Annotated in this window: 11 protein-coding genes; 10 read left to right on the top strand and 1 reads right to left on the bottom strand. The window is 68.5% G+C overall.

What is annotated here, in order from left to right; translation table 11 throughout:
• On the bottom strand, positions 1–777 hold the full coding sequence (gene map, locus ACW5F0_RS02220) for a type I methionyl aminopeptidase (protein ID WP_456964399.1): 777 nt from the start codon (positions 775–777) through the stop codon (positions 1–3).
• A 313-nt stretch (positions 778–1,090) separates the two neighbouring features.
• Here map and rpsB point away from each other — a divergent pair, with 313 nt between their 5' ends.
• From rpsB to bamA, 10 genes are all read left to right on the top strand, one after another.
• Positions 1,091–1,972 (top strand): 30S ribosomal protein S2, encoded by an 882-nt coding sequence (gene rpsB, locus ACW5F0_RS02215; RefSeq protein ID WP_456998938.1) that lies wholly within the window; start codon positions 1,091–1,093, stop codon positions 1,970–1,972.
• A 40-nt stretch (positions 1,973–2,012) separates the two neighbouring features.
• Positions 2,013–2,882, top strand: a complete 870-nt coding sequence (gene tsf / locus ACW5F0_RS02210; RefSeq protein WP_456964397.1) for a translation elongation factor Ts — start codon at positions 2,013–2,015, stop codon at positions 2,880–2,882.
• 116 nt (positions 2,883–2,998) lie between these two features.
• The gene (pyrH, locus tag ACW5F0_RS02205) at positions 2,999–3,721 is read left to right on the top strand and encodes a UMP kinase (RefSeq protein WP_456964396.1); all 723 of its coding nucleotides are present in this window, start codon (positions 2,999–3,001) and stop codon (positions 3,719–3,721) included.
• 171 nt (positions 3,722–3,892) lie between these two features.
• Positions 3,893–4,840 (top strand): cation diffusion facilitator family transporter, encoded by a 948-nt coding sequence (locus tag ACW5F0_RS02200; RefSeq protein WP_456964395.1) that lies wholly within the window; start codon positions 3,893–3,895, stop codon positions 4,838–4,840.
• Positions 4,841–4,912: 72 nt separating this feature from the next.
• Positions 4,913–5,470 carry a ribosome recycling factor gene (gene frr / locus ACW5F0_RS02195; protein ID WP_456964394.1) on the top strand — a complete coding sequence of 186 codons (558 nt, stop codon included), beginning with the start codon at positions 4,913–4,915 and terminating at the stop codon, positions 5,468–5,470.
• Between the two features lie 10 nt (positions 5,471–5,480).
• Positions 5,481–6,245 (top strand): polyprenyl diphosphate synthase, encoded by a 765-nt coding sequence (gene uppS / locus ACW5F0_RS02190; RefSeq protein ID WP_456964393.1) that lies wholly within the window; start codon positions 5,481–5,483, stop codon positions 6,243–6,245.
• A complete protein-coding gene (locus ACW5F0_RS02185) occupies positions 6,242–7,066 on the top strand; it encodes a phosphatidate cytidylyltransferase (RefSeq protein ID WP_456964392.1) in 825 nt (274 codons plus the stop codon). The genes uppS and ACW5F0_RS02185 overlap by 4 nt, the downstream gene beginning before the upstream one ends.
• Positions 7,051–8,235 (top strand): 1-deoxy-D-xylulose-5-phosphate reductoisomerase, encoded by a 1,185-nt coding sequence (locus ACW5F0_RS02180; RefSeq protein WP_456965247.1) that lies wholly within the window; start codon positions 7,051–7,053, stop codon positions 8,233–8,235. Before ACW5F0_RS02185 ends, ACW5F0_RS02180 begins: the two co-directional genes overlap by 16 nt.
• Positions 8,236–8,245: 10 nt before the next feature.
• Positions 8,246–9,601, top strand: a complete 1,356-nt coding sequence (gene rseP, locus ACW5F0_RS02175) for an RIP metalloprotease RseP (RefSeq protein WP_456998937.1) — start codon at positions 8,246–8,248, stop codon at positions 9,599–9,601.
• Positions 9,602–9,668: 67 nt separating this feature from the next.
• Entirely contained in the window at positions 9,669–12,143 is a 2,475-nt protein-coding gene (gene bamA, locus ACW5F0_RS02170; RefSeq protein ID WP_456964390.1) for an outer membrane protein assembly factor BamA, read from the top strand.
• Positions 12,144–12,158: the final 15 nt, after the last annotated feature.

Raw genomic sequence — 12,158 nt, 5'->3', positions numbered from 1 at the left:
TCAGAAGTCGTTGTCGTCGCCGGGCAGGCGCGTAAGGATGTCCACGCCGTCCGCGGTCACTGCGACCATGTGTTCCCACTGCGCCGAAAGCTTGCGGTCCTTGGTGACCACGGTCCAGCCGTCGGGCAGCAGCCGGGTATGGCGCGCGCCTTCGTTGATCATCGGCTCGATGGTGAAGGTCATGCCTTCTTCAAGGACCAGGCCCTCGCCCGGGCGCCCGTAGTGCAGCACCTGCGGCTCCTCGTGGTAGACGAGCCCGATGCCGTGGCCGCAGTACTCGCGCACGACGCTGAAGCGCTCGGCCTCGGCGTAGCTCTGGATCGCATGGCCGACATCGCCCAGGGTCGCGCCCGGCTTCACCGCGCGGATGCCGCGGAACATCGCCTCGCGCGTCACCTCGACCAGGCGCCTGGCCATCACCGACGGCGTGCCGACGAAGTACATGCGGCTGGTATCGCCGTGCCAGCCGTCTTTGATGACGGTGACGTCGATATTGATGATGTCGCCATCCTTCAGCACCTTGGCCTCGTTCGGGATGCCATGGCAGATGACGTTGTTGACCGAGATGCAGGTGGCCTTGGGATAGCCCCTGTAGCCGACGTTGGCCGGCGTGGCCTGCTGCACGTTGACGATGTGCTCGTGGCAGATGCGGTCGAGTTCCTCGGTGGTCACGCCCGGCACCACGTGCGGGGCCACCATCTGCAGGACCTCGGCGGCCAGGTGGCCGGCGACGCGCATCTTCTCGATCTGGTCTTGGGTTTTGGGTGTGATGGTCATCGGGCCATTATCGCCGATCCTGGCTCCGCCTGGTCCGCTCCTTGCCCCTGGGCGGCTCCCGGGCTAGAATTCGCCGGTTCCCCAGCCGGATTCCGGCCAGGACCGCCCACGACGGGCGTCACCGTCGAATACACACCTGCCGCAACAGCCCGTCCCGGGGTGTCCAGCAAGGCAGGGGCCGAAAGCCCCGCCACGCCGGATTCGGAGACGGAAGCAGCAGGGAGGCCCAACCCCGGAATCCATCGCCTGCCCCCGCGCAGGCAAGCCGCCCCTACCCTTCCGGCGGCCGGGTTCCACACCAGGAGTCACATCAATGTCCCAGGTCACCATGCGCCAGATGCTGGAAGCCGGCGTCCACTTCGGCCACCAGACGCGCTACTGGAATCCCAAGATGTCGCCGTACATCTTCGGCGCCCGCGGCAAGATCCACATCATCAACCTTGAAAAGACCGTCCCGCTGTTCTCGGACGCGATGAACTTCATCTCCGGCATCGCCCAGAAGCGCGGCATGATCCTGTTCGTCGGCACCAAGCGCAGCGCGCGCGACGCGATCAAGGAAGAGGCCGAGCGTTGCGGCATGCCGTACATGACCCAGCGCTGGCTCGGCGGCACGCTGACCAACTTCCGCACCGTGAAGGGTTCGGTGTCGCGCCTGAAGACGCTTGAAGCCGGCGAGACCGACGGCAGCTTCGAGAAGCTCGTCAAGCACGAAGTGCTGGGCCTGCGCCGCGAGCGCGACAAGCTGCTGGCTTCGCTGGGCGGCATCAAGGAAATGAACCGGTTGCCCGACGCACTGTTCGTGATCGACATCGGCCATGAAGACATCGCCATCAAGGAAGCCAAGAAGCTCGGCATCCCGGTGATCGCGGTGGTCGACACCAACTACGACCCCAACCTGGTCGACTACGCCATCCCCGGCAACGACGACGCCATCCGCGCCGTGCAGCTGTATGCCCGCGCCGCCGCCGACGCCGTGCTCGAGGGCAAGGCCGCCGCGCCGAGCGCCGCGACCGTGCGCGAGGAAGAGTTCACCGACGGCGCCGACGGCGACAAGCCGCGCCGCGGCCCGGCCCGCAAAAAGGCCGATGCCAAGCCTGAAGCCGCGGACGCCAAGCCCGCCGAAGCCAAGGCCGAAGCCAGCGCCGACGCGAAGCCCGAGGCCGTTGTCGACGCGAAGCCCGAAGCCGCCGAGTAATCCTCCGGCACACGCATCCCCACATCTTCTAGAGGTAGCAATGGAAATCACCGCTTCCATGGTCAAGGAACTGCGCGAGCGCACCGGCGCCGGCATGATGGAGTGCAAGAAGGCGCTCACCGAGGCCGGCGGCAACATCGACGCCGCCGCCGAGGCGCTGCGCAAGTCGGGCCTGGCCAAGGCCGACAAGAAGGCCGATCGCGTCACCGCCGAAGGTCGCGTCGCGTTCGCCCAGCAGGGCAACCGCGCCGCCATCGTCGAGATCAACTCCGAGACCGACTTCGTCGCCAAGGACGAGAACTTCCTGGCCTTCTGCGAAACCGTGGCCAACGCCGCGGTGGCCGTTGACGACGTCGAGGCCCTGAAGGCCGCGACCGTCGGTGGCCAGACGGTCGAAGAGGCGCGCGCCGCGCTGATCGCCAAGGTCGGCGAGAACGTGCAGGTCCGCCGCATGGTCGCGATCGAAAGCGGCGACACCGTCGCCGGCTACGTCCACGGCGGCCGCATCGGCGTGCTGATCGAGCTCAAGGGCGGCGACGCCGATCTCGCCCGCGGCCTGGCCATGCACGTGGCGGCGATGAACCCGCCCTACAACAAGGCGGCTGATGTACCGGCCGACTTCGTTGCCAAGGAAAAGGAAATCGAGCTGGCGAAGATGTCCGAGAAGGACAAGGCCAAGCCGGCCGACATCCTCGAGAAGATCATCGGCGGCAAGATCGCCAAGATCGTCAACGAGGTCACCCTGTACGGCCAGCCCTACGTGCTCGACACCGACAAGAACGTCGAGCAGGTACTGAAGGCCGCCGGCGCCGAGGTCCTGCGCTTCGAGCGCCTGGCCGTCGGCGAGGGCATCGAGAAGGTGGTGGAAGACTACGCCGCCGAAGTGATGAAGCAGGCCGGCCTGGCCTGATGACGGTAGCCGCGACGACCGTCGCGGCCACCTGAAACAACACGAAGGGCCGCGGAGCAATCCGCGGCCCTTCGCTTTCCGCTAGAATTCCACGCGTTTCCGCCGGAGTCACCACCATGTCGCAACTCGCCTATCGCCGCGTCCTGCTCAAGCTGTCCGGCGAAGCACTGATGGGCGACGAGGACTACGGCATCGACCCCAAGGTGATCCACCGCCTGGCCGCCGAGATCATCGAGGCGCAGGCCGCTGGCGCCGAGATCGCGCTGGTGATCGGGGGCGGCAACATCTTCCGCGGCGCGGGACTGGCCGCGGGCGGAATGGACCGCGTCACCGGCGACCAGATGGGCATGCTGGCCACGGTGATCAACGCGCTGGCGATGCAGGACGCGCTGGAAAAGCTCGGCGCAAAAGTGCGCGTGATGAGTGCGATCAAGATCAACGACGTGTGCGAGGACTACATCCGTCGCAGGGCGATCCGGCATCTCGAAAAAGGCCGCCTCACCATCTTCGCCGCCGGCACCGGCAATCCGTTCTTCACCACCGACTCCGGCGCCGCCCTGCGCGCGATCGAGATCGGCGCCGACCTGCTGCTCAAGGCCACCAAGGTCGACGGCGTCTACGACTCGGACCCGAAGAAGAATCCAGACGCCACCCGCTTCGAACGCCTGACCTACGACGAGGTCATCGGCCGCAACCTGCAGGTGATGGACACCGCCGCCTTCGCGCTGTGCCGCGACAGCGACATGCCGTTGCGCATCTTCGACATGGAACATCCCGGCCAGCTGCTGCGCATCCTGCAGGGTGAACCCATCGGCACCCTGGTCCAGGGCCGCAGCTGAGCCGCAGCACTGCTCTTGTGGGAGCCGCCATAGCGGCGATGGCGGGAGCCACCCTTGTGGGAGCTGGCCGATCCGCTCTTGTTGGAGCCGCTATAGCGGCTCCCACAGGGTCTTCGTGGCGGGGCAGGCACTGCAATAGTGTCCGGCCGACCCGCATGGCAGCCTCTGCACATGCACGCGCACCACGGCAAGCACGATCATCACAGCCACGACCATGGCCACGGCCACCCTCCCGTGCCGGCCGCCGGCAACGCCACGCGCACCTTCGCCATCATCACCCTGGTCAACCTCGGGTACACGGTGCTCGAGGCGACCTACGGTTTCATGATCAATTCGCTGGCCCTGCTGTCCGACGCCCTGCACAACCTCGGCGACGTGCTCGGCCTGGCGATGGCCTGGGGGGCGGCCGTCATCGCGCAGTGGCCGCCCACGGAACGCCACACCTACGGCTGGCGCCGCGCCACCCTGCTCTCGCCGCTGGCCAACGCGGTATTGCTGGTCGGGCTTTCGGGCGCCCTGGCCTGGGAGGCCCTGCGGCGGATGGGCGCGCCGCCCGAGGTCCCCGGCATGACCGTCATCGTGGTCGCCTCGATCGGGATCGCCGTCAACCTCGGGACCGCGCTGATGGTCCGCGGCGGCGGCCACGGCCACGCCCACGACCTCAACCGCCGTGGCGCCTACCTCCACCTGATGGCCGACGCCGGAATTTCCCTGGCCACGGTGGTGGCGGGCGCGGGCATGCTGGCCTGGGGTTGGGCCTGGCTCGATCCGGTGACCGCACTGCTGGTCGGCGTGGTGGTGGCGGTGGGCGCGACCAGCCTGCTGCGCGACAGTTTCAACGCGGCGATGGATGCGGTGCCTCCGGGCATCGATACCGCCGAGGTCCGCGACTTCATCGCCGGACAGCCGGGCGTGGCCTCGGTCCACCACCTGCACATCTGGTCGCTGGGGGCCGGCAACGTGGCGATGACGGCCCACCTGGTGCGGCCTGGTGGCGATGACGACGACGCCTTCATGCATGCCACCGGTGAAGCCCTGCAGGCGAAGTTCGGCATCAACCACGCCACGCTGCAGGTGGAGCGCGGCAGCGACGCCTGCAGCGGCCACGCGCACGACTAGCGGTCCGGGGACGCCTCGCCGCGGGCCGGCTTCGCCTATAATCCGGCGATTGCGAACAGGAACCGGCAGCCGATGCTCAACGAGATCAAGAAGGACACGCAGGCACGCATGGCCAAGAGCGTGGAGTCGCTGCGCCACGACCTGACCAAGGTCCGGACCGGCCGCGCATCCACCGCGCTGGTCGACCACCTCAAGGTCAACTACTACGGCTCCGACATGCCCCTGACCCAGGTGGCATCGGTGACCGTCAGCGATGCGCGCACGCTTACCATCACGCCATGGGAAAAGCCCATGGTCGCCGCGGTCGAGAAGGCGATCCTCGCCTCCGACCTCGGCCTGACGCCCAACACCTCGGGCACCACCATCCGCATCAACCTGCCGTCGCTCACCGAAGAGCGCCGCCGCGAGCTGAGCAAGCTGGTCCATTCCGAAGGCGAGTCGGCGAAGGTCGCGATCCGGAACATCCGCCGCGACGCCAACCAGCAGGCCAAGGATCTGCTGAAGGACAAGGCGATCAGCGAGGACGACGAGCGCCGCTTCGAAGGCGAGGTGCAGAAGCTCACCGACGATGCCATCAAGGACGTCGACGAGGTGGTCAAGGCCAAGGAGCAGGAGCTGATGGCGGTCTGATGGCGTCGGCATGAACGCCCCGTCCGCCACTTCGAGCATCCCACGCCACGTCGCCATCATCATGGATGGCAATGGACGCTGGGCCGCGCGTCGCCGCAGGCCGCGCGTGATCGGCCATCGCGCCGGCGCGCGCGCGGTGAACCTGTGCATCGACTTCTGCCTCGAGCGCGGCATCGGCGCGCTGACCCTGTTCGCGTTCTCCAGCGAGAACTGGGGCCGCCCCGCCGACGAGGTGGGCGCGCTGATGAAGCTGTTCCTGAACGCCCTCGACCGCGAGGTCGGTGAACTCCACCGCCGCGGCGTGCGCGTGCGTTTCATCGGTGACCGCAGCCGCTTCGACGCCGCGATCACCGCGCGCATGGATGCCGCCGAACGCCTCACCGCCGCCAATGCCCGCCTGGCGCTGTCGATCGCGGCCAGCTATGGCGGCCGCCAGGACATCGCCGCCGCGGCGCGCGCGCTTGCGGTTGAAGTCGCCGAGGGCCGCCTGGATCCCGCGGACATCGACGAAGCCGCGATCGCGCGCCGTGTCGCACTGGGCGACCTGCCCCCGCCCGACCTGTTCATCCGTACCGGGGGCGACCTCCGGATCAGCAACTTCCTGCTCTGGCAGCTCGCCTACACCGAGCTCTGGTTCACCGAACGCCTCTGGCCGGACCTGGACGCGGCCACCCTTCAGCAGGCGCTGGACGACTTTGCCGCCCGTGAACGCCGCTTCGGCCTCACCGGTGAGCAGGTCGCCCCGGCGTCCTCCACGGATACCATGGCGCCATGACTCGCATCCGCATCCTTGCCGCCCTTTGCATGGCCCCCGCGGCCATCGCCGCCGTCCTGCTGCTGCCCACGCCCTGGCTGATGCTGGTAGTCGCGATTCTGTTCCTCGGCGCGCTGTGGGAGTGGTTCGCGCTGGCCGAGGTCGAGGATTCGCTGGCGCGCAGCGCGCTGCTGGTGCTCAACCTGATGCTGATGGTGGCCCTGGTCTGGGGCACCGGCGGCACGGCGGCCACCCTGGTGCTGTTCAAGCTCGCGGTGGTGCTGGGCGTGGTCTGGTGGCTGCTGGCCATGCTGTGGCTGGTGCATTACGACTTCGCGTCGGACCACGACACCAACGCGCGCGTGTTCAAGCTGGCGGCCGGCACCTTCGCCGTGGTCCCGGCCTGGTGCGCGCTGGCGCTGCTCCACAACGATGGTCCCGGCTGGCTGCTGCTGGCGCTGCTGATCGTCTGGGCGACCGATACCGGCGCCTACTTCGCCGGCCGCGCCTTCGGCAAGCGCAAGCTCGCGCCGCGGATCAGCCCCAACAAGACCGTCGCCGGCCTTGTCGGTGGCGCCGTGCTGGGCGTGCTGGTGGCCCTCGTCGGCGCCTGGATCCTCGGCGCCACGGCCTCGCAGCTGCCGCTGGTGGCCCTGGTCGCCCTGCTCGCGGTGCTGTTCTCCGTGGTCGGCGACCTGTTCGAAAGCCTGCTCAAGCGCCACGTCGGCGTGAAGGATTCCGGCAACCTCATCCCCGGCCACGGCGGCATCATGGACCGCGCCGACAGCGTGCTCGCCGCCCTGCCCGTGTTCGCCCTGGGCAAGATCTGGCTGGGCTTCTGATGCGCCGCGTCGCCGTCCTCGGCGCCACGGGGTCGATCGGCACTTCGGCGCTCGACGTCATCGCCCGTCATCCCGCCGAGATGCGCGCCGCCGTGCTCGCTGCCGGCAGCAACGTCCACGCACTGCTGGATGCCTGCCGGCGCCACCGCCCCGACGATGCCGCGATCGCCGACGAAGCCGCATGGCCTGCCCTCCGCGACGGGCTGCGCGACGCCGGCCTTCCGACGCGCGCGCATGCCGGCTCCGACGCCGTCACGGCACTCGCAGGCGACGCCGGCACCGACACCGTGGTCGCGGCCATCGTCGGCGCGGCGGGCCTGGATTCGACGCTGGCCGCCGCACGCGCGGGCAAGCACCTGCTGCTCGCCAACAAGGAATCCCTGGTGCTGGCCGGCGAGCTGGTGATGGCCGCCGCGCGCGACCACGGTGCCCGGATCATCCCCATCGACAGCGAGCACAACGCGATCTTCCAGTGCCTGCCCGCCGATGGTTCCTGCAGCGACGTGCGCCGGCTGGTGCTCACCGCCTCGGGCGGCCCCTTCCGCGGGCGCAGCCGCGAATCCCTGGCCTCGGTGACTCCCGCCCAGGCGGTTGCGCACCCGAAGTGGTCGATGGGCCCGAAGATTTCGGTCGATTCCGCCACCCTGATGAACAAGGGCCTGGAGGTGATCGAGGCGCACCACCTGTTCGGCCTGCCCTCGAACCGCATCGACGTGCTGGTGCATCCGCAGAGCCTGGTGCATTCGCTGGTCGAGTTCATCGACGGTTCCACGCTGGCGCAGCTTGGCCTGCCCGACATGCGCACGGCGCTGGCCGTCGGCCTGGGCTGGCCGCGACGCATCGAATCCGGCGTCGGCGGCCTGGACCTGCTTGCCCAGGGACGGCTGGATTTCGAGTCCCCCGACACCGAAGCCTTCCCCTGCCTGGCGCTGGCCTTCGGCGCGCTGGATGCCGGCGGCACGGCGCCGGCGGTGCTCAACGCTGCCAACGAAGAAGCGGTTTCAGCCTTCCTTCAGGGCCGGATCGGCTTCCTGTCCATTCCCGCGCTGGTCGAAGATGCGCTGGCCGCCCTGCCGGCGCGCCCCGCCACGTCCCTCGGGACGCTGCTGGAAGCGGACGCGCTCGCCCGCGACGCCACCCGCCGCGCCCTCGCCCGCCACGTCCACTGAGCAGCATGCAATGACTACGTTCCTCGGTTCGGTGTGGTGGATGATCGTCAGCCTGGGCGTGCTGGTGACCTTCCACGAGTTCGGCCATTACTGGGTGGCGCGCCGCAACGGCGTCAAAGTGCTGCGCTTCTCCATTGGCTTCGGCAGGCCGCTGTGGACGCGCATCGGCCGCGACGGGACTGAATACGTCATCGCCGCGCTTCCGCTGGGCGGCTATGTGCGCATGCTCGACGAGCGCGAGGGCGACGTGCCCGAGGCTGAACGCGACGCGGCCTTCAACCGCAAGTCGGTGTGGCAGCGCATCGCCATCGTGGCCGCCGGGCCCATCGCCAACCTGCTGCTGTGCCTGGCCCTGCTGTGGGCGATGTTCGTCATCGGCCGCCCCGACTACCAGCCGGTGCTGGGCCAGGTGCAGGGCATCGCGGCGGAGTCCGGCCTTGCCCGTGGTGACACCGTGCTTGCGATTGGCGACCGCTCCACGCCGACCTGGAGCGAGGCCGCGATGGCACTGACCACTGCCGCCCTGGACCGCAACGACGTGGAAGTGCGCCTGCGCACCGCCCAGGGTGACGACGCCTCGCGGACGCTGCGGCTGTCCGCGCTGCCGGCCAACGTCGACCAGCGCCGCCTGATCGTCGCCATCGGCATGGTGCCCAAGGCCTTCCTGCTACCGCCCGAGGTCGGTGTCGTGCGCGAAGACAGCGCCGCCTGGGGAATCCTGGCCGAGGGTGACCGCATCACCGCCGTGGACGGCGCCCAGGTGCATGCCTTCGCCGATATCGGGCCGCTGGTGCAGGAACTCGGCGCCCAGGGCGGCGTCGGCATGATCGAGGTGGAGCGCGACGGCGAGCGCCTGGCCCTGGAGATCACGCCGCGGATGACCGAAGACGCGGGCCGCGAGCCGTTCTGGGCCCTGGGCATCGAACCCGACACGTCCCGGGCCGCGGAGCACGACGCCACGCTGCGCCATGGCCCGCTGGCGGCGATTCCCGCCGCCGGCGCCGAAACCTGGCGCCTGGCCCGCGATACCGTGGGCATGGTTGGCCGCATGCTCAGCGGCCGCGCGTCGATGGAGCATGTTTCCGGACCGATCACCATCGCCCGCTACGCCAATGCCTCGGCCGGCATGGGCCCCGCCTGGTTCCTCAGCTTCCTCGCCCTGCTGTCCTTGAGCCTGGCGATCATCAACCTGCTGCCGATCCCGATCTTGGACGGCGGTCACCTGTTGTATTACCTTATCGAGTTGATCAAGGGCAGCCCCTTGAGCGAGCGGGCAATGGTCGCCGGGCAATATGTCGGCCTGGCCATGCTTGCGGGCCTGATGGGCCTGGCGTTCTACAACGACATCCTGCAACTGGTGCGCTGATGCCTGCATGCACGACCGCCGAGCCCATCGCCCCAACCCCACGCAACGCCAGACCCGGACGCCATTGATGACGCGATTCCCCAACCGCCGCCTGCTCGCCATCGCCCTTGCCTCGACGCTTGCCGCGCCGGCCTGGGCCCAGCAGCCGGTCGACCCCCAGGCCGCCTTCGGCTTCCCGGCCCCGCCTGCCGATGCACCTGCACCTGCACCGGCGCCGACGCCAACAGCCAGCGCCTTCACCGTCTCCGACATCCGCGTGGACGGCCTGCAGCGCATCGGCGCCGGCACGGTGTTCACCTACCTGCCGATCGAGCGCGGTGACACCGTCGACGGCGGTCGCGTGGCCGACGCCATCCGCGCCCTGTACGACACCGGCTTCTTCGAGGACGTCCGCGTCGGCCGCCAGGGCGACATCCTGGTGGTCCAGGTCACCGAGCGTCCGGCGATCAACAAGCTCACGCTGACCGGCAACAAGGACATCAAGACCGACGACCTGCTCAAGGGCCTGTCCGACATCGGGCTGGCCGAAGGCGAGACCTTCGACCGCCTGGCGCTGGACCGCGTCACCCAGGAACTCACCCGGCAGTACAACAACCGCGGCAAGTACAACGTCACCATCGCGCCCACGGTGTCGCCGCTCGACCGCAACCGCGTGGACGTCACCATCAAGGTCGACGAGGGCAAGGCGGCGCGCATCCGCCATATCAACCTGGTCGGCAACGACGACTTCGACGACGAGACCCTGACCGATTCGTGGGAGTCCGGCGAGAGCAACTGGCTCAGCTGGTACCGCCGCGACGACCAGTACTCGCGCGAGAAGCTCGAGGGCGACCGCGAGAAGCTGCGCAACTTCTACCTCGACCGCGGCTACATCGATTTCACCGAAGACAACATCCAGGTGGCGATCAGCCCCGACAAGCGCGACATGTTCATCACCGCCGGCCTCGTCGAGGGCGTGGTGTACACGGTGTCCAGCGTCGATGTCACCGGCGACACGGTGCTGCCCAAGGAGGACATCGAGCGCCTGGTGTTCATCAAGCCCGGGATGACCTTCTCGCGCGCGCTGCTTGAATTCAGCTCCGACCAGATCGTGGCCACGCTCAGCAACATCGGCTTCGCCTTCGCGCAGGTCAACGTGATCCCGGAGGTCGACCGCGAAAACCGCACGGTGGCGATCAAGCTGCAGGTCGAGCCGGGCCCGCGCGTGACCGTGCGCCGCGTGGTGTTCAAGGGCAATGCGCGCACCGCCGACGAAGTCCTGCGCCGCGAGATGCGCCAGTTCGAAGGCGCCTGGTATTCGCAGGCCGCCATCGACCGCTCGAAGGTGCGCCTGCAGCGCCTGGGTTTCTTCGAGTCCGGCAGCGTCAACGTCGAAAGCAAGCCCGTGCCCGGCAGCAACGACATGGTCGACGTCGAGTTCAGCGTCACCGAAACCACCTCGGGCAGCTTCATGTTCGGCGTGGGCTACTCGCAGCTCACCGGCATGACGACCTCGGTGCAGCTGTCGCAGAACAACTTCCTGGGCAGCGGCAACCGGGTCTCGGTCGAGGCCCAGCGCAACGTCTACCTGCAGCGCTACTCGTTCTCGTACATGAATCCGTACTTCAGCGACAATGGCCTGTCGCTGGGCTACAACATCTGGTGGCGCGAGTTCGACAACTCCGAATTCAATACTGCCCAATACTCCTCGACCAGCCGTGCCGCGCAGGTGATGCTCGGCATCCCGATCACCGAGCACGACACCGTCTCGGCGATGGTCGGCGTCGACAGCAACCAGATCTTCGCCTGGCGCGGCGCCTCGCCGCAGTCGATCGTCGATTACATCGACGTCATCGGCCAGCGCACCTTCCACGCCTGGCGCGCCGAGGTGGGCTGGGCGCGCGATACCCGCAACGACTTCCTGCAGCCGACCCGCGGCACCCTGCAGCGGGTGACGGCGGAAGTCTCCCTGCCCGGCTCGACCGCCGAGTACTACAAGCTCAACTACGAGTTCTCCAAGTACTGGCCGATCTCCCGTGCCCTGGTGCTCAACACCCGGCTCGAGCTCGGCTATGGCGACAGCTACGGCGACGCGCGCTACGGCACCGTCTACGACCCCGACTCGCCCGAAGACACGGACGACCTGCCGGAGGCCCGCGAGGCGGTTGCCGACGGCCTGCCGTTCTTCGAGAACTTCTACGCCGGCGGTGCGCGCTCGGTGCGCGGTTTCCGTGACAACACCCTGGGCCCGCGCGAGGCGGCCTGGAACAGTCCCTTCCTGCAGGTCATCGGCGGCGCGGTGAAGACCGTGGGTTCGCTGGAGATGTTCTTCCCCACCCTGTTCGACTCACCGGCCGCGCGCATTTCGGCTTTCGTCGACTTCGGCAACGTGTTCAAGGACCTCGACGCGTTCGATGCCGGTGAACTCCGCGCCTCGGCCGGCGTGGCGCTGATGTGGCGGGCACCGGTGGGTCCGATCTCGATCAGCTACGCGATGCCGCTGCGCGAGCAGGAAGGCGACGAGCTCGAGCGCCTGCAGTTCACCTTCGGCGGCGCGTTCTAGCCGCCGCGGGGACGG

This window comes from Luteimonas sp. A534, from assembly GCF_054072805.1.
This window is presented reverse-complemented; position numbering and strand designations above follow the sequence as displayed.